21 protein-coding genes, 1 pseudogene and 1 riboswitch are annotated in these 21,030 nt (G+C 72.6%); of the genes and pseudogenes, 6 read left to right on the top strand and 16 right to left on the bottom strand.

All coding sequences use genetic code 11. The features are described from left to right. Positions 1–281 precede the first annotated feature (281 nt). The gene (locus BJF79_RS24300; RefSeq protein ID WP_075900720.1) at positions 282–770 is read right to left on the bottom strand and encodes a hypothetical protein; all 489 of its coding nucleotides are present in this window, start codon (positions 768–770) and stop codon (positions 282–284) included. 119 nt (positions 771–889) lie between these two features. Here BJF79_RS24300 and BJF79_RS24295 point away from each other — a divergent pair, with 119 nt between their 5' ends. Further along, positions 890–1,852: a threonine/serine dehydratase gene (locus BJF79_RS24295; protein ID WP_075900718.1), complete on the top strand. Its 963-nt coding sequence runs from the start codon at positions 890–892 to the stop codon at positions 1,850–1,852. A gap of 21 nt (positions 1,853–1,873) precedes the next feature. On the opposite strand, the gene BJF79_RS24290 is transcribed toward BJF79_RS24295, so the two are convergent. The 7 genes from BJF79_RS24290 to BJF79_RS24260 form a co-directional block, all read right to left on the bottom strand. Continuing rightward, positions 1,874–2,215 (bottom strand): hypothetical protein, encoded by a 342-nt coding sequence (locus BJF79_RS24290; RefSeq protein WP_075900716.1) that lies wholly within the window; start codon positions 2,213–2,215, stop codon positions 1,874–1,876. Between the two features lie 138 nt (positions 2,216–2,353). After that, a complete protein-coding gene (locus tag BJF79_RS24285; protein ID WP_075900714.1) occupies positions 2,354–2,758 on the bottom strand; it encodes a DUF5959 family protein in 405 nt (134 codons plus the stop codon). Between the two features lie 242 nt (positions 2,759–3,000). Then, complete coding sequence (locus BJF79_RS55800; RefSeq protein ID WP_262402496.1) at positions 3,001–4,272, bottom strand: hypothetical protein; 1,272 nt, start codon at positions 4,270–4,272, stop codon at positions 3,001–3,003. 251 nt (positions 4,273–4,523) lie between these two features. Then, positions 4,524–4,895, bottom strand: a complete 372-nt coding sequence (locus BJF79_RS24275) for a hypothetical protein (RefSeq protein ID WP_143220128.1) — start codon at positions 4,893–4,895, stop codon at positions 4,524–4,526. 35 nt (positions 4,896–4,930) lie between these two features. Beyond that, positions 4,931–5,257 (bottom strand): MoaD/ThiS family protein, encoded by a 327-nt coding sequence (locus BJF79_RS24270; RefSeq protein WP_075900708.1) that lies wholly within the window; start codon positions 5,255–5,257, stop codon positions 4,931–4,933. Between the two features lie 23 nt (positions 5,258–5,280). Then, positions 5,281–6,528, bottom strand: coding sequence for a threonine synthase (gene thrC, locus BJF79_RS24265; RefSeq protein WP_075900706.1), 1,248 nt, complete (start codon positions 6,526–6,528; stop codon positions 5,281–5,283). Positions 6,529–6,544: 16 nt separating this feature from the next. Beyond that, positions 6,545–6,686, bottom strand: a riboswitch (SAM riboswitch). A gap of 113 nt (positions 6,687–6,799) precedes the next feature. Further along, positions 6,800–7,744: a cation diffusion facilitator family transporter gene (locus tag BJF79_RS24260; protein ID WP_075900704.1), complete on the bottom strand. Its 945-nt coding sequence runs from the start codon at positions 7,742–7,744 to the stop codon at positions 6,800–6,802. A 110-nt stretch (positions 7,745–7,854) separates the two neighbouring features. Between BJF79_RS24260 and BJF79_RS24255 the strand changes: the two are divergent. Next, positions 7,855–9,329 (top strand): annotated as a pseudogene (locus tag BJF79_RS24255) (trehalose-6-phosphate synthase). A gap of 19 nt (positions 9,330–9,348) precedes the next feature. Here the strand turns inward: BJF79_RS24255 and BJF79_RS24250 are convergent. Together BJF79_RS24250 and BJF79_RS24245 are read right to left on the bottom strand one after the other, a co-directional pair. Continuing rightward, positions 9,349–10,377: a sulfotransferase family protein gene (locus tag BJF79_RS24250; protein ID WP_075900702.1), complete on the bottom strand. Its 1,029-nt coding sequence runs from the start codon at positions 10,375–10,377 to the stop codon at positions 9,349–9,351. A 178-nt stretch (positions 10,378–10,555) separates the two neighbouring features. Then, positions 10,556–11,107, bottom strand: coding sequence for an RNA polymerase sigma factor (locus tag BJF79_RS24245; protein WP_075900700.1), 552 nt, complete (start codon positions 11,105–11,107; stop codon positions 10,556–10,558). An 11-nt stretch (positions 11,108–11,118) separates the two neighbouring features. Between BJF79_RS24245 and BJF79_RS67215 the strand changes: the two genes are divergently transcribed. From BJF79_RS67215 to BJF79_RS24235, 3 genes are all read left to right on the top strand, one after another. Then, positions 11,119–12,609, top strand: coding sequence for a serine/threonine-protein kinase (locus tag BJF79_RS67215; RefSeq protein WP_410050133.1), 1,491 nt, complete (start codon positions 11,119–11,121; stop codon positions 12,607–12,609). An 11-nt stretch (positions 12,610–12,620) separates the two neighbouring features. Then, positions 12,621–13,202 carry a hypothetical protein gene (locus tag BJF79_RS55795; RefSeq protein WP_158079277.1) on the top strand — a complete coding sequence of 194 codons (582 nt, stop codon included), beginning with the start codon at positions 12,621–12,623 and terminating at the stop codon, positions 13,200–13,202. Between the two features lie 373 nt (positions 13,203–13,575). Then, positions 13,576–13,992, top strand: a complete 417-nt coding sequence (locus BJF79_RS24235) for a PadR family transcriptional regulator (protein ID WP_316043427.1) — start codon at positions 13,576–13,578, stop codon at positions 13,990–13,992. Positions 13,993–14,045: 53 nt separating this feature from the next. Here the strand turns inward: BJF79_RS24235 and BJF79_RS24230 are convergent, their stop codons facing one another. From BJF79_RS24230 to BJF79_RS24220, 3 genes are all read right to left on the bottom strand, one after another. Further along, positions 14,046–15,098: a hypothetical protein gene (locus BJF79_RS24230; protein WP_075900696.1), complete on the bottom strand. Its 1,053-nt coding sequence runs from the start codon at positions 15,096–15,098 to the stop codon at positions 14,046–14,048. A gap of 147 nt (positions 15,099–15,245) precedes the next feature. Beyond that, positions 15,246–15,869 carry a trehalose-phosphatase gene (otsB, locus tag BJF79_RS24225; RefSeq protein WP_262402500.1) on the bottom strand — a complete coding sequence of 208 codons (624 nt, stop codon included), beginning with the start codon at positions 15,867–15,869 and terminating at the stop codon, positions 15,246–15,248. Positions 15,870–16,102: 233 nt separating this feature from the next. Beyond that, entirely contained in the window at positions 16,103–16,429 is a 327-nt protein-coding gene (locus BJF79_RS24220; RefSeq protein WP_075900740.1) for a DUF3263 domain-containing protein, read from the bottom strand. A 684-nt stretch (positions 16,430–17,113) separates the two neighbouring features. Here BJF79_RS24220 and BJF79_RS24215 point away from each other — a divergent pair. After that, entirely contained in the window at positions 17,114–17,713 is a 600-nt protein-coding gene (locus BJF79_RS24215) for a MarR family winged helix-turn-helix transcriptional regulator (protein ID WP_075900694.1), read from the top strand. Positions 17,714–17,717: 4 nt separating this feature from the next. Here the strand turns inward: BJF79_RS24215 and BJF79_RS24210 are convergent, their stop codons facing one another. The 3 genes from BJF79_RS24210 to BJF79_RS24200 all read right to left on the bottom strand — a co-directional run bounded on the left by BJF79_RS24210 (position 17,718) and on the right by BJF79_RS24200 (position 20,922). Continuing rightward, the gene (locus BJF79_RS24210) at positions 17,718–18,023 is read right to left on the bottom strand and encodes an SHOCT domain-containing protein (RefSeq protein WP_143220127.1); all 306 of its coding nucleotides are present in this window, start codon (positions 18,021–18,023) and stop codon (positions 17,718–17,720) included. A 138-nt stretch (positions 18,024–18,161) separates the two neighbouring features. Beyond that, a complete protein-coding gene (locus tag BJF79_RS24205; protein WP_075900692.1) occupies positions 18,162–18,509 on the bottom strand; it encodes a hypothetical protein in 348 nt (115 codons plus the stop codon). A 283-nt stretch (positions 18,510–18,792) separates the two neighbouring features. Then, positions 18,793–20,922 carry a S8 family peptidase gene (locus tag BJF79_RS24200; RefSeq protein ID WP_143220126.1) on the bottom strand — a complete coding sequence of 710 codons (2,130 nt, stop codon included), beginning with the start codon at positions 20,920–20,922 and terminating at the stop codon, positions 18,793–18,795. Positions 20,923–21,030 lie beyond the last annotated feature (108 nt).

Genomic DNA, 21,030 nt, shown 5'->3' with positions numbered 1-21,030 from the left:
CGACTGCCATTCCGCCGCCGATCCCGAGGTCTCATCGCCCCGACCCAGACTGTGAAGCTGTCACTCTCCACAGTGGAGTGCCAACCGTTTTTTAGCACTCTACCCTGTCGAGTGCAAGCAACGCGCACCCTCGCCGAGGGAAGGTTCTTCTACCTCCCCAGCCCCACCCTGACCAGGCCCGGAGTCCCCCGATGGACCGTCCGGAATGTGCCGCTGTGACCCGCTGTGCACGGCCGTACGTCGGCGGTTTCCGTGGTCGATGCGGTGTCCGTCGGCCCGCCTCAGGGTGAGATGTCGCCTCGAAGCGGTCTGCGGGTCTCGGCCGCGACCGCGAAGCCCGACGTCTCGTCCCATAGCACCGCTGACCAGAGGCTTTCCAGCACCGTCCATATGCGATCCACCAGCGGCCAATCCGGACGGGCACCAGTCAGAGTGACGATGGCCATGAGTTCGCTGCCCCACACGCCGTGGTCGTCATCGGGGTCCGCCGCGATCACGTCTTCAGCGATGAACCGCACACCGGCACGGATTTCAAGCAAGAGGTAGTCGGGGGTCGGGCCCTCCTGTTCGGTCCCGGTGACCAGCCTGAAGCTATGGACGGCATCGATGTCGGGTTCCAGCCGCTCGCCCGGTCGAGGCTCAGGAGGCCCCCGGTACTCGCCGAGCAACGGCGGCCCGGTCTCCAGCAGGGTGTCGAGCACACGGTCCATGGCTCCCGCTGCGCTATCTTCCTCCGCCCCCTTGCAGAAGAACACGAGTCTGTAGGCCACGCCTGCCCCTCGATCGAACACCGCCCATCGGATCGACAGGCTTCCAGACCGGAGTCGCGGAACCGTCACGGAACGGACGGAACGGGGCCGGTCGGCGGTCGACGCTACGCTGCAATGTCGTGCAGGAGACGCGCCTCGACACCGCCCGGATACGGGCGGCCCGCTGGGTGATCGACCCGGTTTTCCTCGATACTCCGCTGTACCGGTGCGAAACGCTGGAGCCCAACCTCGGGTGCGCGGTGAGCATCAAGCTCGAAACCGCCAACCCGGTCCGCAGCTTCAAGGGTCGCGGCACCGAGGTCATCGCCGGACGGCTCGCCGAGCACGGTCCGTCCGCCGTGGTGTGCGCCAGCGCGGGCAACCTCGGCCAGGCCCTCGCCTGGTCCGGACGCCGCCGGGGGCTCGACGTCACCGTCGTGGCGTCCCGCTTCGCGCCCGCGACCAAGCTCGACCGCATCCGCGCGCTGGACGCCCGGCTGGTGCTGGTGGACGGCGACTTCGAGGCGGCACGCGAGCGGGCGGCGGCCATCGCGCGGCACGACGGCGTCCGGCTGGTCGAGGACAGCCTGGACATCGAGACGTGCGAGGGCGCGGCGACCATCGGCCTGGAGCTGGTGAACACCCCGTTCGACGCCGTGCTGATCGCTCTCGGCGGCGGGGCGATGGCCACCGGCGTGGGCCATGTGGTGAAGGCCCTGGCGCCCGGAGCCGAAGTGATCTGCGTCCAGCCGCTGGGCGCGCCGGCGATGACGCGTTCGTGGCACCGGCGGCGCGTCGTCACCACCGACTCCGCCGACACGATCGCCGACGGCGTCGCCGGGCGGCGTCCCATCCCGGCCGTCCTGGACGACCTGCTCCTGGTCGCCGACGACGCCGTGCTGGTCCGGGAGGCGTCGATCATCGCCGGTATGCGGATGCTCTTCGACCACGCCGGGCTCGTCGTCGAACCGTCGGCCGCGCTCGGCGTCGCGGCGATGCTCGAAGACCGCGACCGCTTCGCCGGACGGCACGTGGTCACCATCGTGTGCGGCGGGAACGTCGACATGGACGCCTATCGCCGCTGGGTCGGCACGGCCGCTTGATGCAGGGCGGTCGACGCGGTTTTACTCCGGGGTGGCCGAGAGCGGGTCCATGGTCAGCTTCTTGGCCGCCGGGTCCGGAACGAGCCAGCCGGTCGTGTCGTCGGCGGGCAACAGGGACGACCAGTCGATCTCGTCTTCGGATCTGGAGTCGCCGACGAGGAGCGTGAACGTCCACTGCTCCTGCGAACCGCTGTCATCGCCGATCCACGCGCGTCCCCGGACGCAGGCGTCCGGGGCTCGGACGTCGGTCTCCTCCGGGATGAAGCCGTCGCACCAGAGGGAGCGGATCCGGTCGTCCGCGAAGCCCCGAAGTTCCCGGCAGACCCGGTACTCCAGTTCGAGCCAGTAATCCGTCTCGGCCATCGTCGGCCCCCCTCGCGGGTCGGAGTCCGACTTTACATCGGTTGCTTCCGGCGGACGGTGTCGCGGAGCGGGCGCCCCGGTCACGGCGTGCTGGAACGCATGCTCGCAGGTCCGGGGCCGTCCGGGGTCGACCGGACGCTACGTGCCGATCGCGTCGCGAACCCGCTGCAGGCGGTCGTAGTGGTCGTCGAGCCACCCGTCGGGCACCTTGATCGTGAGTTCCACCGCGACGAGGGACGACAGGTGATCGACCACGGTCGCGCACACCCGGTCGTTGTCGTCCAGTTCGAGCCAGATCTCTTTCGCCCTCTTGTCTTCCCGCCACGCGGTGTTGTCGCCGCGGTCGAGGTCGTCGAGGACCGCTTCCCACTCGTCGAGGTCCTCGGGGAACACGAAGCTGCGGGTCCGCCCGTTCACGAACGTGCTGCGGACTTCGATCTCGCCCTCAAGGCCGGAGGGGTGCCGGTCGGTGAACCTGTGCACGAGGCTGCTGCCGTTCTCGTCCGCCAAATGAATCAGGTCGGGAAAATCGCGATCTGTCATTGCCACATATTAGACACGGCGGACGCACTGCCGCGCGGGAATCGGCGCACATATCGGGCCGATCGCCGGTGGGAAAGATGAACGGCCGCTCCGGACCGGGGTAAACCGTTGTCCGGAGCGGCCGTCGGGTATTCATGGCGGACCGGCGCGTTCCACCGGCCCGAGCGCCTGGCGTGTCCGGATCTCGCCGCCTTCACTGATTTCGGGTGGCGTACCGGCCGACGCTCGTCGAACGGAGCGGACTACTGCTCGCCCGCGTCCTGCTCGGCACCCTCGACCTCGGCGACCGCGGTGTTGTTCTTGCCGCGGACGGCCGTCTTGACGTCCCCGGTCTGCACCGCTTCGTTGCCGACGACCGGCTTGGCCTTGGGCGAACCGGTGACGTTGCTGTAGGAGAGGTCACCAGGGCCCGACTCGGCGATCAGGGTCGGGCCGTTGTGGCCGACGTTCGCGTGCTTCACCGCGTAGACGTTCTTCGGCTGCTTCCCCTTGTCGTGACCGTGCTGCCGCTGCGCCTCACGCGCGCCGGCCTCCTGGCCCTCGGCCGCCTTGCCCTCGGCCGGCTGAGCTGCGACCGGCTTGGCCTCGGTCGGCTGGCCCTCGGCCTGCAGCGCCTCGACCTGCTTGCCCTCGGCCGCCTCGGTCTCCTGGCCCTCGGCCTGCGCGGCCTCAACCGGCTTGGCCTCGGTCGGCTGAGCCTCGACGGGCTTCGCCTCGGCCTGCGCGGCCTCAACCGGCTTGGCCTCGGTCGCTGAGCCTCGACCGGCTTGGCCTCTGGCCCTCGGCCGCCTCGGCCTGCTCGGCCTCGACCGCCTCGACCGGCTTGGCTTCGGCCGGCTTGGCCTCCGCCTGCGCGGCCTCGACCGGCTTCGCCTCGGCCTGCTCGGCCTCGACCGCTGAGCCTCGACCGGCTTGGCCTCCTGGGCCTCGGCCGGCTGGGCCTCGACGGGCTTCGCCTCGGCCTGTGCGGCCTCGACCGGCTGAGCCTCCGCCGGCTTGGCTTCGGCCTGCTGAGCCTCGACCGGCTTGGCCTCGGCCTGCTCGGCCTCCGCCGGCTTGGCCTCGGCCTGCTGGGCCTCCGCAGGCTTCGCCTCCGCGGGCTTGGCCTCCGCCGCCTCGGCCTCGGCCGCCTTGCCCTCGGCCGCCTTGGCGTCCGTCCCCTTGGCCTCCGCCTGGGCGGACTCGGCCTTGCCCGAGTCCTTCTCGCCCTGGTCCTGCTCGGAGCCCTCGACCTCGTTGACGGCCGTGTTGCCCTTGCCGTGGAGGGACGTCTTGAAGTCCCCGGTCTTCACGGCTTCGTTCCCGACCTTCGGCGACGCCTTGGGCGAGCCGGTGACGTTGCTGTACGAGAGGTCGCCCGGGCCCTCTTCGACGATGTAGACGGGGCCGTTGTGGCCGACGTTGCCCTTCTCCACTACGAAGAAGTTGATGTCGGCCATAGCCGCCGGAGCCGCGAGGACAGATGCCCCCATGGCGATCCCGGAGACCACCACCGCACGAGCAATGCGATTCATACCATTCCTCTCTTGTCGTGATCGGCGCCCCCTAATGAGCCGCCTAACGATCACCCTTCCAGAGGAAAGACTTAAGCTTCCAGACATCGCGCACCAAGATCACGGCAGCGGACTACAATGACGGTAAAGCATGGACCCGCGGTAGATCATCTACGGCACGTAAAATGATTACGCGATTAATGCCGATTTCGGCTGGGCAACTTGCCGACAATGGTCGGATTGCCGTCCCGGGCGCGCGCCGGGCGGAGGGCTCAGCCCGACCCGCACGGGTGGGTGCCGACGGTCGAGACGTCGGGGCCCGGGAAGCTGTAGTACGCCTCGACGGCGAGGGCCGCGGGGAACAGGGCGATCAGTACGATCGGGATCGCGGCCACGGAAAGCGCGCGGAACCGGCTTCGATCGCCCTCGCGGTGGACGAGGAGAACGGCGACCGCGAAGACGACGGCCGCGATGCCCGCGGCGACGGTCGTCAGGGGCAGCCAGGCGTCGTAGCCGTGGCTCCAGTGCACGGACGAGCGGTCGAGCGCGCACGCGCGATCGCGGGCGGCGTCCGCACGACCCTCCAGGTGGGTCATGAGGAACAGGCCGCCGACGCACAGCGCGGTCAGAGCGGGCGGGAGCACGCCCAATCGCGATCCGGGGGTCATCGGCGGCGATTCTAGACCTCCGCCCGCGCACGGGGCGTGCGCCGGGCGGGGGGCGGGGCGCAGCCTCCGGCGACCGCCGGGATGATCGAGATCTGGGTGCCCGCGGGGGTCGGGGTGTCGAGGCCCTCGGCGAACCGGACGTCCTCGTCGCCCACGTACACGTTGACGAAACGGCGGATCTTGCCGGCGTCGTCGAGGATGCGGGCGGAGATGCCGGAGTGGTTCGCCTCCAGGTCGGCGACGACGGCGCGCAGGGTCTCGCCCTCGGCCTTCACCTCCGACTCGCCGCCGGTGTAGGTGCGCAGGATCGTCGGGATCCGCACGGACACGCTGCTCATTGCTCGGCTCCTTCGATCGGTTGTCAGACGAGGCCCGCGGCGCGGAACGCCTCCAGGGACGGGGCGATGTTCGCGCTCGGCGCGACCACCGGGGCGACGGCGTCGAGGGTCTTCAGGCCGTCCCCGGAGTTGATGATCACGGTCTCGGCGGACGGGTCGAGCCGCCCGTCCTCGACCAGCTTGCGGAGGGTCGCGACGGTGACGCCGCCCGCGGTCTCACCGAAGACGCCCTCGGTGCGGGCGAGCAGACGGATGCCCTCGACGACCTGCTCGTCGGTGACGTCCTCGATGGCGCCGCCGGTGCGGCGGGCCACGTCCAGGACGTACGGGCCGTCGGCGGGGTTGCCGATGGCGAGCGACTTGGCGATGGTGTCGGGCTTGACCGGGCGGACCACGTCGTGTCCGGCCTTGAACGCGGCGGACACCGGGGAGCAGCCCGCGGCCTGCGCGCCGAACACCTTGTAGGGGCGGTCCTCGACGAGGCCGAGCTTGATGAACTCCTGGAACGCCTTGTCGATCTTGGTGAGCTGGGAGCCGGACGCGATCGGGACGACGATCTGGTCGGGCAGCCGCCAGCCGAGCTGCTCGGCGATCTCGTAGCCGAGGGTCTTGGAGCCCTCGGCGTAGTACGGACGCACGTTGACGTTCACGAACGCCCAGTCGTCCTGCTCGCCGGCGATCTCGGACGCGAGCCGGTTCACGTCGTCGTAGTTGCCGTCGACCGTGACGAACGTGCCGCCGTAGACGGCGGTGGTGATGATCTTCTGCGATTCGAGGTTCGACGGGACGAACACCGCGGAGCGGATCCCGGCGCGGGACGCGGCGGCGGCGACGGCGTTCGCGAGGTTGCCGGTGGACGGGCAGGCGAGCACCTTGAAGCCCAGTTCGCGGGCGGCGGCGAGCGCGACGGCGACGACGCGGTCCTTGAACGAGTGCGTCGGGTTGCCGCTGTCGTCCTTCACCCACAGTTTCTGCAGGCCGAGGGACTCGGCGAGGTTGTCGGCGCGGACGAGCCGGGTCAGGCCGGGCTCGGTGTTGGGCGTGGACGCGACGTCGGACGGGACGGGCAGCAGCCCGCGGTACCGCCAGATGTTGCGGGGCCCGGCCTCGATGTCGGCGCGGGTGATGCCGCCGAAGTCGTAGGAGATCTCGAGGGGGCCGAAACACTCCTCGCACGCGTAGAACGGGCCGAGTTCGCGGGACGCGCCGCATTCGCGGCAGACGAGGGCGGTCGCGGGGCCGAGATCGGTGTTGACAGGCGTGCTTGCCATGAGGGCGAGACCTTTCTCCCCATCTTTCCTGCGCCACCTTGGTCGCAGGCCGGAGTTGGCACCTTCTCCCGGTCGGCCTCGCGGGGTCGCGAACGCACACTGACCAGGTGGTTGCCGGGGCTTCGCAGGGCCGGTCCCTCCACCCCTCTGGATGAGCGGTATTCAGTTGTTCGAGCGCTCTATGGGCTCGTATGCGTGACTTTACATGACCTGACCGGATCGCAGACAGGCGGGTTCCACGGGTTGAGACGTTACCCGGACGTGCTCTTGATCACGCGCCCTCCTTCTGCGGACGGGACGCGGGCGCCTGCGTGGGGTCGAGGAAGACGTGCCGGACGAGCGGGTACCGCTCGCGGAGCCGCCGGTCGATCGCGCCCGCGACGTCCTCGGCCTCGTCCGCGCTGATGTGGTCGGAGAAGTGCACCTTCGCGGCGACGAGGAGTTCCTCCGGGCCGAAGTGCATGGTCAGCAGGGCCTCGATGCCGGTGACGCCGGGCGCCGCGGCGATCTCGGCGCGGATCCCGCGCTGCACGGCGGGGTCGGCGGCCCGGCCGATGATCAGCCCCTTGCTCTCCCGGCCGATGACGAACGCGAGCCCGACCAGCAGCACCCCGATCAGGACGGACGCGAGGCCGTCCCAGAAGTCGGACCCGGTGATCTCGCGGAGGGTGAGCCCGGCGGCGGCGAGCACGAGGCCGACCATGGCGGCGGAGTCCTCGAACAGGGCGGTTTTGAACGTGATGTCGGGCGACCTGCGGACGTGCTCGACCATGTCGTGCTCGCTCTGCCGGGTCTCCATCCGGGCCTGGTGGAAGGCGCGGATCCACGACGTCCCTTCCAGGACGGCGGCGAGCCCGAGGACCGCGTAGGCGAGGACGACGCCGGTGCCGGTGCCGCCGCGCCCCATCATGGTGAGGACGCCTTCGAAGATCGAGAACCCGGCACCGGCGACGAAGATGCCGAAGGCGGCCAGCAGCGTCCAGAAGTACCGTTCGTTGCCGTAGCCGAAGGGGTGGCGCGGGTCGGGGCGGCGGGCGCTGCGCCGCAGCGAGATCAGGAGGAACGCCTGGTTGAGGGTGTCGCCGACGGAGTGCGCGCCCTCGGCGAGCATGGCGCTGGACGCGGAGACCAGCCCGGCGATGATCTTGGCGATGGCCAGGATGAGGTTCGCGGTGAGGGCGACCAGGACCGTCTTCGTCGTCTCGGACCTGCTCATCCGGGCCGGTTACCCGCCGCAAACCCCCTTAATCCGGGCGATCGCGCCACCTTCCCCCTACCTCCCGGGTCACGTTGAAGCACCGCGGCACCAACTGAGACCCTGCCGGTATGAGCCAAGTGCTGGTGGCGTCGAACCGCGGCCCGGTCTCGTTCGCGCTGTCCGACGACGGCGCGCTGACGATGCGCCGCGGGGGCGGCGGGCTGGTCTCGGGCCTCGCGGGCGTCACCGGCACGGCCGCGCCCGGCGCCGCGGGCGAGCATCCGCGGGGGCCGCCGACCCCGGCGTCCTGTGGGTGCGCGCGGCGCTCGGCGACGCGGCGGACGGCCGCGCGGCGGGCCCCCGGCGGACGCCTCGACCGCGCGGGCCACGACACCGGCGGCGCGGCGGTGCGGATGCTCGACATCCCGGCGTCGACGTTCCACCGCGCGTACAACGAGGTCGCGAACTCGACGCTGTGGTTCGTCCACCACCTGCTGTACGACACGCCGCGCCGACCCCACTTCGACGCCCGCGCGCGCCGGGACTGGCAGTCGTACGAGGCGTACAACACGGCGTTCGCGGACGCGCTGGCGCGGGACGCGGCGCCGGACGCGAAGGCCGCGATCCAGGACTACCACCTGTCGCTGGCGCCCCGGCTGCTGCGCGAACGGCGCCCCGACCTGCGGATCGCGCACTTCTCCCACACGCCGTGGGCGCCGCCGGAGTACTTCCGGCTGCTCCCCGACGACATCGGCGAGCAGCTCCTGCTCGGCGTGCTCGGCGCCGACCACGCGGGATTCCTGACCGAGCGGTGGGCGTCGGCGTTCCTCGACTGCTGCGCGCTGCTGCCCGGCGCCCGCATCGACCGCGAGCTCGGACCGTCACGTGCGGCGGGCACGTCACGCGCGTCGGGGTGCACGGGCTCGGTGTGGACGGGACGGCGCTGCGGGAACGCGCGGCCGAGCCCGACGTCCTGGAACGGGCGCGCGCGCTGACCGAACAGGTGGGCGACCGTCGGCTCATCGTGCGCATCGACAGGACGGAACTGTCGAAGAACATCGTGCGGGGGCTCGCGGCCTACCGGGAACTGCTCGTGAACCATCCGGAGTGGCGCGGACGCGTGGTGCACCTGGCGTTCGCGTACCCGTCCAGGTACGACCTGCCCGAGTACCGCGAGTACACGGCGGAGGTCGGGCGGCTGGCGGACCGGATCGTCGAGGAGTTCGGCACCGCCACCTGGGAGCCGCTGATCCTGCAGGTCAACGACGACTATCCGCGCTCGCTCGCCGCCTACGGGGTCGCGGACGTCCTGCTGGTGAACCCGATCCGGGACGGCATGAACCTCGTCGCGAAGGAGGGGCCGGTGCTGTCGCGCCGCGGCTGCGCGCTGGTGCTGTCGCGGGAGGCGGGCGCGGCGGCCGAACTGGGCGAGGACGCGCTCATGGTGAACCCGTACGACGTGACGCAGACGGCCGAGGCGCTGCACCGGGCGCTGCTGATGCCGCGCGACGAGCGCGCGGCGCGCTGCGGCCGTCTCGCGGCCGCGGCGACGGCCCTGCCGCCGCAGCGCTGGTTCGCCGACCAGCTCGCCGCCCTCGGCTGACCCGAGGGGCGCGGGTACCTCACGCTTCGAACGGCAGCAGGACGGGCGCGGGCGGCAGCAGGCACTCGACCGGGTTCGGCTCGTGGTGGCGGCGCCAGCGTTCCCGGACCGCCTGCTTGCGCTGCGCCATCCGGCGGTGCGCGCTGACCTTGGCGTAGCGGGCGAGGTGCGCGGCGGCGGGCCGCGGCAGCCCGCTCGGCTCGTACCCGTACTCGGCGAGCCGGTCGCCGAAGGCGGCCTCGGCCAGGCTGATCTGCCAGGAGTCGAGCCGCTGCGCCCACGACCCGACCTGGCTGGACGTGACGGCGTCGTGCGTGCGGCCGTGCCAGCGCTTGCGCAGCGGGACGGTCCGGCGGGCGAGGCTCTGCGGGGCGGTCATCGCGGGGTCGAACTCCTCGCCGAGGAACGCGCAGAGCCGCACCAGTTCGTCCCCGGGATCGGCGACGAGACGTTCGTACTGCAGTTCGTAGTAGCGCTCGGGGCCGAGCCGGGACGCGAGCCGGTGGCCCTGGTCGATCGCCTCCCGCCACGCGGAGATCGCGTGGTGGATGTCGCGGGTGTACCACGGCATCTCCTGCAGCGACGCGATGCAGTCGCGCCCGTCCCGGACGAGGTGGACGAACTGGGCGTCCGGGAACATCCGCAGCAGCGTGCCGGTGTGCCGCGCGTAGCTCGGCCGCTTGTCGCCCCAGCGCGGCTTGCCGAACCGGCGGGCGTACGCGCGGAAGACGACGCCGTACGCGGAGCCGATCGTGGGCGGCGCGGCGACGATCTCGGCGGCGATCTCCGCGGCGTCCAGGCCCAGCTCGTGGAACTTCGTCTGCTTGCGGCCGGTGATCCACTCGGCCAGCGCCCGTCTGTTCGCACTGTCGGCCAGGTCACCGAATTCGCACCGTTGCGTATAGCAGGGGAGGACGAACTTGGTCTCGGGGGCGATCGCGATGCGCCGGTGCGAGTGCAGCATCAGCTGGAGCATCGTCGTCCCCGAGCGGGGGCAGCCGACCACGAAGATCGGCCGCTCGGTGCGGGCGGCGGGACCTGATGACATGGCCCGAATGCTCGCCGGGACGCGCGCGCCGCGCCCGGCGGATTGGATGATCCTTGCGGGGCGGTTACCGAGCCTTGACGCCCGCCGACCTGCGAGAATCCGGACGTTTCCGGTTACGTCGCACTACGGGCGAGACCCCGCGCGGTCCCGCGTCCGGGGTGCTTTCACGCCTCCGGGCTCAGGTGTAGGACTCGCCGAGGGTCTGCCGCACCTGCCGCCGCGCCTCGTGGATGCGCGACTTGACCGTCCCGAGCGGAAGCTTGAGCTGCTCGGCGATCTCCGCGTACTCCAGCTGGGAGACGTCCCGCAGGACGAGCGCCTGGATGAGGTCCGGCTTGCGGGCCTCCAGGTCCTCCATGGCGTCGAGGATGTCGACGCGCGAGCCCGCGATGACGCTGGTGCGCCGCGGGTCGGGGCGCTGCTGCGGCAGCTCGCCCGCCTGCTCGACGGAGCGGCGCTTCAGCGACCGGTAGGTGGAGCGGGCCGAGTTCGCGACGACGACGTGCAGCCACGTGCTGAACCGGGAGCGGCCCTCGAAGCGGTGGATGTTCCGCGCGACCTGCAGCAACGCGTCCTGGCACGCCTCCTCGGCGTCCTGCCGGCAGGGCAGGAACCGGGCGGCGTGCCGCAGCACGTCCGGCTCGATCTTGCGGAGGAGCTCGTTGAGGGCGGTCTGATCGCCCTGCGCGGCCCGGAGGGCCAGCTCCTCGGTCCGTTCATCGAATGCCATGCCGTGCCTCAATGCTCGATCGCACACTCACCCCGTTTGTTGGGCATGATACGGGAGTGTCCTTCCCACCGAACGTCGACCGTTACCGAATCGATCGCGCCCTGGGGTCCGGGGCTTTCGCGTCCGTGTGGCTCGGGCACGACGACGCGTTGGAATCGCAGGTCGCCATCAAAGTCCTGTCCGGCAGCCTCATCGACGACCTCGATGTGCGCAACCGGTTCCTTGAGGAGGCGCGCATCCTGCGCCGCGCCGATTCCGAGCGTCTCGTGCGAGTGCACGACATCGGCGAACTGCCCGACAGACGCCCATACTTCGTCATGTCGTACGCGGATCGCGGGACGCTCGCCGACCGGATGCGCGAACGGCCACTTCCGGTCAACGAGGCGATCGCGCTCGCCGAGGAGATCGCGTACGGCGTCGAGGTGATCAACGCCCTCGGCGTGATCCACCGCGACCTCAAGCCGTCCAACGTGCTGTTCCAGTCGACCGCCGACGGCGGCGAGAAGCTGCTGATCGCCGACCTCGGGCTGGCCAAGGCGCTGGCGCACGCGTCCGGCGCGTTCACCCTGCCCGTCGGCACCCCCGGCTACATGTCCCCCGAGCAGGCCCGTTTCGGCGGCGGCCTGGACGTCCGCGCGGACGTCTACGGGCTCGGCGCGCTGACCTACCACATGCTCGCGGGGCGCGCCCCCGGCCCGGCGCCGGTGAAGGCGCCGCCGAGCGAGCTGCGCGAGGGCGTCACCGCCGCGATGGACCAGGTCGTCCTGCGGGCGCTGGAGGTCGACCGGGAGAACCGCTGGCCGACCGCCGAGGACTTCGCCGAGGCCCTCTCCACGCTCATCCCGTCGTCGGAGCGGATCGCCGCCGCGAGCCCGCAGGCGCCCGCGCCCGCCCCCGAGCCCGCACCTGCACCCGCGCCCGCGCAGAAGCCGCCGCCTCAGGCGACGATGATCGACGAGGCGCCGTCCGCGGCGGCCGCGCGCCGTCCGCGCCGTCCGTCGATCCGGACGCGACCGTCCAGGACTTCCGGCGCGACGAGATGCCCGCGCCCGCTCCGTCCGGGGCCGAGCCGGAGGCCGTGCCGCCGAGCCTGCAGACGCGGTTCGACCCGCCGCCGTCCTCGTCGGCAGGGGCCGGGGCCGCCGGTGGCGGCGGAGGCGACCAGACGATCGTCGACCACCCGAGTTCGCGTCCGCCGTCGCAGCCGCCGTCGCAGCCGCCCGCGCCCGCCGACGGCTCCACGGTCGCGATGCCGGCGCCCGCGCCGCAGCCGCCGTCCGGGCAGAGCCCCGACGACGAGCAGCACACCGCCTTCCCGGCGGGGCAGCCGCCCGGGCCCGTCCCGCCCGGCCCGATGCAGCCGCATTCGGGGCAGGGGCCGCCGCCGACCGGGTTCCAGCCGCCCCCGCCCGTCCAGGGCGGACGGCCGCAGGGCCAGGGGCAAGGCCAGGGCCAGGGCGGCGGGCTCAAGGGCATCGGCGGCAAGTACGGGACGCCGCTGATCATCACCGCGGTGGTGCTGGCGGTCGCGGTCGTCGCGGGACTCCTGCTCGGGACGTTGTTCTCCGGCGACGGCGACGGCACGGACGGGGGCGGCGGCGAGAAGAACGCGATCCCGAAGGACTTCGTGCAGATCACCAACAACGGCGGCAAGATCAAGGCCGCGGTGCCGAAGGCGTGGCCGCAGCAGCCGGAACAGGCGTGGTCCCCGTCGGTCGTCGGGCTGAACGACCCGCAGCAGCGTCCCGTGCTCCGCGCGACCGAGGACGTCGACGGCTTCCAGGGCAACGGGACCGTGCCCGGCGTGTTCATCGGCGTCACCACCGACATGCGGCAGGGGCAGCTCCCGCCGCCGACCGCCGCGCGGCACGCGCAGTGCCAGAAGTCCGGACCCGAGAGCTACACGTCGCCGGACAAGACGTTGACCGGGACGATCACGCGGTTCACCGGCTGCACGTCCGGGACGTCGTCGGTGACCGAGGTCGGGCTGGCGCACACGTCCGGGAAGTTCGGGCTGTGGATCCGGGTGAAGGAGACCGACGACCGCAAGGCGACCACCGACATCCTCGACCACCTTCAGGTGACCGGCCCCTGACCGGCCCCGACCGGGCCCCGACCAGGCCTCGCTGACGGACCGTCGCGCCCGGGCCCGCTCGTCCCCACGAGCGGGCCCGGGCGCTTCGTTTTCGCCCGCGAGTTGCCAACGACAGGCTTCCGATATATCGTTAATGCATCGCAACCGATCATAGAAGGAGAGAAGCGATGCATGCACACAACATGCGGGGCCGCCCAGGCCCCTTCCAGAATCCCGAACAGCGCGCGCACCGCGCGGCCCCTTCGGCCCCGGAGGGCCGGGCGGCCCGGGCCCCTTCGGGCCCGGTGGTCCCGGCCCCTGGGGGCACGGCCACCGGGGCGGCGGCCGTGGCCGGAGCGGGCGCCGCACCCGGCGCGGCAACGTCCGCGCGGCCCTGCTCGCGCTGCTCGCCGAGCGGCCCATGCACGGTTACGAGATGATCCAGGAACTGGACGAGCGCACCGGCGGCGTCTGGCGGCCGAGCCCCGGCTCGGTCTACCCCACCCTCCAGATGCTGGAGGACGAGGGCCTGGTCACCAGCCGCGAGGACGGCGGCAAGCGGCTGTTCTCGCTCACCGACACGGGCCGCGAGGAGGTGTCGAAGCAGACCACCGCCCCCTGGGAGGAGGTCACCGACGCCGCGGGCGAGAACGTCCTGCGGGGACGCGAGGCCGTCGGGCAGCTCATGGGCGCCCTGCAGCAGGTGATGGCGGTCGGCAGCGAGACGCAGAAGGCGCGCGCGCTGGACGTCGTCAACGACGCCCGCCGTCGCCTCTACGGGATCCTCGCCGATGATCCCGAAGCGGAGTGACCCCGGTCAGGGGCCGTCGTGCGATGGCACGGCGGCCCCTTTTCTCGGTTCGCTCAGTTCGGGAAGGGGACCGGCTTGGCAAGCTGGTCGCTCACGTAGAGCTGCCTCCAGATGTATAGGCCCATGTCCTTGCCGTCTATGCGGCGGTCCACCGGAACACTGACCGTCGCACGCACCATGTAGGACGAGCCGGGCGGCATCCACTTGTCGCCGCCCTCACCCGGGACCAGATCCTCGCCCGCCAGGGTCTTGACCACGCGGCTCTTGGTCGGGGGCGTGCACATGTCCTCGGGCACCCCGGCCTGCGGCATGCAACGCCCCCGCGCGTTCGCCGCCACGAGTTCCGCCTTGACGAACACGTCCCCAGGGAAGTCCAGCAGGACCTTCTCGTCCTTGGGATTCGTCAGGATGTAATCGATGTAGGGATACGACAGCCCCGACGGCGCCTTCGCGCGCGTCGTCCCGTCGCTCGCGCCCGCCGACACCGCGGCGAGGCGGTAGCTCGAACCGTCGGCCGTCCCCACCTCGACCGGCGTCCCCGCCACCGGCAGCGCGACGGACGCCGACCCGTTCGGCCGCTCACCGCCGCCGAACGCGGCGTTCCCGGCATCGTCCTCGCGACTGCTCGACGACAGGACGACCCCGGCCATCACCAGGGCCCCCAGCCCGACCACCGCGGCCGCCACGATGCCCGCACGCCGACCCTTGCCGGAGCGCCCGGGGCCTCCGGGGCCTCCGGGGCCTCCGGGGCCTCCGGGGCCTCCGGGGCGCCCGCCCGGCCGTTCGTCGACCGCCCGCGCTCGGCGCCGGCTGCCCTGCGTGCCGAGCCGGACCTGGACGCCGCTCGTCTCGCGCGTCCCCATGGGGCCGGTCGTCGACGCCGGCGCGTCCTGGGGGGCGAACGACGAGTCGTCCCGGGGCGTGCCGCCCGCCCGGTACGTCCCCGGCTCATCGCCCGGCCGTCCCGGCGGCGCCCCGTGGACGATCGGGCTCGTCGGCGCGTCGGGCGGGATCGGGCTGCCGGACGAAGGCTGCCGAACGCCCGGAAAAGGGTTCGGCGGCGTCGTCCCGTCCGGACGACGCGGCACCGTCGGGTCCATGTTCACCGGTCAGCCTCCCCAGAGCCTCGCGCGGTTTCCCCCTGTGAGCACACATTTTTACGCAGATGGATCCCGTTTCCACAGGCGCCCCCGTAGTCGAGCGAGATCCAACAAAACCGGGCGACGCTCTTATCACTCGCAGATAGTCGCGAGCTAGGACGAACCGTCGTCCAGCAGGCCGTCGAGGAGGTCGACCACGCCGGCCGGTCCGTCCACGACGACGTCGGCGCGTTCTGCGAGCTCGGTGACCTCTTCCGACCCGCTGCACACCGTCACGCCGGGCACGCCGTCGGCGCGCAGCGCCTCGACGGCGTCGAACCCCGCGAGGTCCCCGAGGTCGTCGCCCGCGAACAGGACGGCCGACGGCCGCTCGCCGCGCTCGTCCACGAACGAGCGCAGCGCGACGCCCTTGTCCATGCCGGGCGGCCGCAGTTCGAGGACGAACCGTCCGGGTTCGAGGGCGAGACCGGTGCGTTCGGCGAGGGCGGCGATGATGCTGCGGAGCCGTTCGAGCGCGACCTCGGGTTCGGCGCACCGCCGCGTGTGGACGACGAGCGCGTGCTTCTTGTCCTCGACGAACGTCCCGGGCGGCGCCCCGGCCGCGTCCAGCACACCGGGCAGCTTCGCCCTCGCCTCGGCCACGCCCGGCAGCGGTTCGGGCGTGGTCAGCACGCCCGACTCCCACCGTTCGGCCCCGTACTGGCCGAGGACGACGAGCCCGTCGATCCCGGCGAACCCGCCGTACTCGACGGCGACCGCCGCGGGCCGTCCGGTGATGATCGCGACCGCGCCGACCCGCGCCGCGAGCCGCGCCAGCAGCCCCGGCGGCCCGGGGGTCGGCCCGCGCCTCGGCGGGGTCGGCGACGATCGGGGCGAGCGTGCCGTCGAAGTCGAACGCCAGCACGGCCCGTCCCGGGGTGCGCCGGATCGCGTCGAGCGCCTCGGCTCCGGCGGGCGTCACGGGTCGTTTCGCAGAGCGGGGAGTAGTCACGCGGACCAGTGTCGCCGGGTCAGGGCCGGATGCCGAGGCGGCGCGCGGCACGGCGGCGCTGCCGCTGTGTCCGCATCCGGCGCAGGCGCTTGACCAGCATCGGGTCGCACTCCAGCGCCTCCGGCCGGTCGATCAGGATGTTCAGCAACTGGTAGTACCGCGTCGCCGACATGTCGAACAGTTCACGGATCGCCTGCTCCTTGGCGCCCGCGTACTTCCACCAGCGCCGTTCGAAGGCGAGGATCTGACGGTCGCGCTCCGAAAGCCCCCCGCCCGGAAACGCGACGTCGTCGTCCCCGACGCCCCCGTCCGCAAGCCCGTCGCCCCCGACGGCACCGGACTCCACGGTGCCGGGCACCGGAGCAGCGCCCGAACCGGCGGGCACAGGGCCGTCGTCGAAATCGGCCGACACGCCCGGCTCGGCGACCTCAACGGTGCCGGGCACAAGAGCGGCGTCCGACTCGGCGAGCGCAGGGCCGTCATCGGGGTCGGCGGGCTCGGGGGCGTCGGCGCGGGCGGCGGGCTTGCGCTTCGGGCCCCGGGGGGCCGGAACACCGCGCCCGGCGGCGGTGCCCGCCTCGGACGTTCGGGACGTCGTGCCCGGCTTGGACTCGGAGGCACGGGGCCGTGGCACCCCGGATTCGGAAGAGTCCTCGGGGGCGGGGTCGTCGGTCACGGGTCGCTGGGGGGCGCCTTCGTCCATGCTCACGTCCAGTCGGAGGGCGTCACGGGGGGTGTCTGCCGCCGACATGAGATCCCCTCTGTGGTCACTGATCCCGGCTCGTCCGGTTCGGCAGGGTGCCATGCTACGCGCCCGCGGGGACGGCCACCGGTGGTTCGCGGGGAACCGGCCGCCGCCGTTCCAGTGCATCACAACCCCGCTCACCTGGAGATCTTCATTTGCCCCGTGTCCCAGGACGGTACAGCGACCCCAGTGGAAACACCGGGCGAGATAAGGCTCATATAAAGATCGTATGCACGGTACATCCGTTAGGGTTGAAGGTACGCCGACCGAACGGGAGACAACTGCATGGCGACGGAGACCACCGCCACCGAACGGCCCGCCGAGTCGTCCGACCGCGACGTCCCCGACGACGCCCTGACCGAGATCGGGGCGGCGCTGTTCCACCTGCGGCGCGTCTGGGCCAAGCCCGATCTGATGAAGCGGGTCCGTGCGCAGACCGCCGCGGGCCCCGACGGGCGGCCCCTGCAGTTGTCCAACCTGATGGTCGTCAACGCCGTCGCCGCGCTCCTCGCCGCGGCGGGCGAGGGCGACGACGGCCCCGAGATCACCGTCGGCGCCGTCGCGGACCGGCTGGAGGTCGACCCGTCCACCGCGAGCCGACTGGTCGGGCACGCCATCGACGCCGGGCTGGTCTCGCGCCGCCCCTCCCCCGTGGACGCGCGCCGCGCCAACCTCGGGCTCACCGAGGCCGGGACGCGGGTCAAGCAGGTCGCCGACCGCTTCCGCCGCAGCTACTACGACGAACTCATGTCCGGCTGGACGGACGAGGAGCGCACCGAGTTCGCGCGCCTGCTCACCCGGTTCGCCGACGCGGCCGCCGCCCAGGCCCCCCTGTACCCGGACGGCGGCGTTGAACGGATCTTCGAAGAAGCGGGCGCCGACTGATCCGTCAAGTGTCGGTGCGCAGCGCCGACGTGCGCATCAGGTACTCGTCCTCGTCGATCTCCCCCCGCGCGAACCGCTCGGCGAGGATCGTCCGCGCCTGGTTCAGCGGATCGCCGCCACCGTGCGACGCCCCACTGCCGAACAGCGGACCGCCCTTGGTGACGCGGCGGCGAATGAAGTAGAACCCGGTCGCCAGCACGGCGAGCCAGAACAGCCCGAACATGACGGGGAACACGGGCCAGAACGCGGGGGCGTCCCCGCCCCAGCCGCCCGGGTGCATCTGCGTCGCGAGCGTCGTCCACATCGTCATCGACCTCCTGTTTCATCGGATGCTTCGATGCTCGGCGACGGGTTCACGCCACGTAATCGCCCGACCGGAGACTCCTGCCGTACGCCCGGCGGAGTACGACCCGGCTCAAAACCTGCGCCCTGGACCGGGCCGCGGGGCTCACCACCAGGGCGGCCGGTACTCCTCGTCCTCGCCCGGTGTCGCGTCGCCCCGCGCCGAGGGGACGCTCGGCGACGGATCGTCCGGCGCCGGGGGCATCACCGGGGACGGCGAGGGCGCGCCACCCGGACCGTCCTGCGGGGATTCGCCCGGGTTCGCGGGCGGACGAACCGCCTCGGGGCCGCCGGACGGCAGCGGCGTCGGGACGGCCGGTCGCGGCGCGGTGTCCAGAATGCCCGTCCCCTCAAGGGCGCTGCGCCGGAAGCGTTCCCACGCCTCGTCGTCGAAGATCGGAATCTCGCCCGTCTCGCCCCCTTGGGGCACGCCCGCAGCCGTCCCGTTGAACACGCCGCCCTCACGCCCGACGCCACTCCCCGCAGCACCGTCCGACATCCCGCCCAATGGCCCACCAGGCGCAGCTTCACCCGCAGCACCACCGAACGCACCGTCCGAACGCGCAACACCACCACCGGCACCACCGTCGAACGTCCCACCCGGCGCGACGCCACCAGGCGAAGCCTCGCCTGTAGCACCACCGGCAGCACCGCCGAACGGCCCGTCGGGCGACACGCCCGGACGCGCGCCACCAACCCCGGCACCACCGCCGGACATCCCGCCCGGCGCGGCTCCCTCACGCGCGGCCCCGCCCAATGGCCCACCAGGCGCAACTCCACCCACACCACCGGACGCGCCGCGGGACGCGCGGCGCCACCGGGCATCCCGCTCGGCGCGGTCGCCTCACGCGGAGGACCACCGGACGCCCCGTTGAGCGCGCCACCGTCCCCCGCAACACCGCTGGACGGCCCGCCCGGCACGGGACCACACGCGAGGCCCCACCCGCCACACCACCGGACGCGCCGCCCGGACGTGCGGCGCCACCCCCGGCACCACCGTCGAACGTCCCACCCGGCACGGTCGCCTCACTCGAAGGGCCGCCGAACGTCCCGCCCGGCGCGGGAGCACCGTGCGAAGCACCACCCGCGCACCGCCGAACGGCCCGTCGGGCGTCACGCCCGGACGCGCGGCACCGGCCCCCGCAGCACCGTCGAACGTCCCACCCCGCGCGGCTCCAGCGTGCGGTCCGCCGCCCGCGACGCCCGGACGGGCGGCGGCGGCGCCTGTCGTGCCGGCGGAGGGGTCGTTCTGTGCGGGGCCCGCGGTGCCGTTGGGGCGTCGCCGTCGAGGAAGTCGCGCCGACCGCCACGTCGTGGCCGTTCGCCACCGGGGGGCGGTTCGCGGGCGGGGGCGTCCGGCGCGGTGCGGGGCCGGTGTCCCCCGGCCGGACGGCGGGGTGGGGCTCGAAGCGCACCGGCTCGCCGGGGTCGGTGTAGCCGGGCGGCTGGACCTGGTTGTTCTGCCACAGCGGCGCGTTGACCGGCGGCACCGCCTCGCCCGACGGCGTGACGGGTGCCGGGTCGGGCGGCGGCCCGGACAGGCCGTACTCGGGCATCGGCTCGTCGTCTTCGCGCCGTCCGCGCTGCCGCCAGCCGAGCGTCACCCCGAGCAGGAGCAGCACCCCGCCGCCGCCGAGGACGAGCGGCAGCAGGATCCCCGTGCCCGTGTCGTCCGGTTCGGCGGCCGGTTCCGGGGTCGGGACGGGCGTCGGGGTCTCGACGGGGCCGGTCGAGACCTTGTTCAGGCCGTGCGCGGCGATGAGGGTGCGGACGGCGTCCACGGTTCCCTGGCAGCCGGTGAAGCCGGTGGGGTGTCCGGCCCGGGCGGGCGAGCCCTGGACGAGCGCGCGCCGCACCTCGTCCGGGGTCAGCTTCGGGTAGCGGGCGCGGACGAGCGCGGCGACGCCCGCGACGATCGCGGACGACGCGCTCGTGCCCGTCCCGACGACGTAGCCTTTGCCGTTGTCGGCGCTGACGATGTCCACGCCGGGGGCGCACACCGAGACGTGCGAGTGCCGGTTGCTGTCGTCCCACAGGCGCAACCGCCGGTCGAGGGCGCCGACGGCGATCACGCCCGGGTAGGCGGCGGGGAAGTTCTTCCGGTTCGCGGTGGAGCCGTCGTTCCCGGCGGAGGCGATCAGTACGACGCCGCGGTTGAGCGCGTACCGGATCGCGCCCGCCTGCGCCGGGGTGCCGTTGTAGTACTGCTGTCCGCCGCCCAGCGACATGTTGATGATGTCGGCGCCGTGGTCGACGGCGTACCGGATGCCCTGGGCGATCGCGTCGCCGTCCTCGGCGCGCTGCCGCTGGTCGCGGCGCAGCGGGTCGTCGTTCTCCAGGGTGACCCGGATGGACAGCACCCGGCTCTGCGGCGCCACCCCCATGATCCCCTCGGAGTTGCTGCGGCCATGCCCGTGACCTGCGATGATGCTGGCCATCGAGGTGCCGTGCAGGCCCCAGTAGCGGCTGCCGGGGGGCCGTCCGCCGCCGGTCAGGTCGGGTCCGTTCACGACGCTGCCGACGAGGTCGGGGTGGTTCGCGTCGACTCCGGTGTCGAGGACGGCGACGACGACGTCCTGTCCGGTGGACCACTTCCACGCGCGTTCGGCGCGGACCGTCTCCAGGTGCCATTCGCGGGCGCGGATCTGGTCGGCGGCGGCGATCGGGGCACCGGCGGCGGCGCCGCGGACGGGACGGGACGTGCGGGCGGAGCCGTCGGGGGCCGTAGCGATCGGGACGGTCGCGGCGGCCGCGAGCGTCACGGCGGTGAGGGCGGCGGTCGTCCGGGCCGAGCGCGGCCACGGGCGCAGCACCGGCCGCGGGGCCGGACGAGCACGCCGGGAACGGTGCCGACCGGCTTGGGACACCCTGCCGCACCTCCTCCCGGTGTCGACCGTGCTCCACGGCGAGCCAATTGTGCCACGGGATCATCACGCCGCCCGGGCACACGGCACATTAGGGCACGCTCCGGGCGG

Origin of the sequence: Actinomadura sp. CNU-125 (assembly GCF_001942465.1) — a bacterium.
Lineage (GTDB): Bacteria > Actinomycetota > Actinomycetes > Streptosporangiales > Streptosporangiaceae > Spirillospora.
This window is presented reverse-complemented; position numbering and strand designations above follow the sequence as displayed.

Coding starts and splice junctions, on each gene's coding strand:
- BJF79_RS67215 (WP_410050133.1), top strand. CDS start 11,119: ATGCTCGATCGCACACTCACCCCGTTTGTTGGGCATGATACGGGAGTG.
- BJF79_RS24250 (WP_075900702.1), bottom strand. CDS start 10,377: ATGTCATCAGGTCCCGCCGCCCGCACCGAGCGGCCGATCTTCGTGGTC.
- BJF79_RS24210 (WP_143220127.1), bottom strand. CDS start 18,023: ATGACGATGTGGACGACGCTCGCGACGCAGATGCACCCGGGCGGCTGG.
- BJF79_RS24245 (WP_075900700.1), bottom strand. CDS start 11,107: ATGGCATTCGATGAACGGACCGAGGAGCTGGCCCTCCGGGCCGCGCAG.
- BJF79_RS24215 (WP_075900694.1), top strand. CDS start 17,114: ATGGCGACGGAGACCACCGCCACCGAACGGCCCGCCGAGTCGTCCGAC.
- BJF79_RS24285 (WP_075900714.1), bottom strand. CDS start 2,758: ATGACAGATCGCGATTTTCCCGACCTGATTCATTTGGCGGACGAGAAC.
- BJF79_RS24260 (WP_075900704.1), bottom strand. CDS start 7,744: ATGAGCAGGTCCGAGACGACGAAGACGGTCCTGGTCGCCCTCACCGCG.
- BJF79_RS55800 (WP_262402496.1), bottom strand. CDS start 4,272: ATGAATCGCATTGCTCGTGCGGTGGTGGTCTCCGGGATCGCCATGGGG.
- BJF79_RS24290 (WP_075900716.1), bottom strand. CDS start 2,215: ATGGCCGAGACGGATTACTGGCTCGAACTGGAGTACCGGGTCTGCCGG.
- BJF79_RS24270 (WP_075900708.1), bottom strand. CDS start 5,257: ATGAGCAGCGTGTCCGTGCGGATCCCGACGATCCTGCGCACCTACACC.
- thrC (WP_075900706.1), bottom strand. CDS start 6,528: ATGGCAAGCACGCCTGTCAACACCGATCTCGGCCCCGCGACCGCCCTC.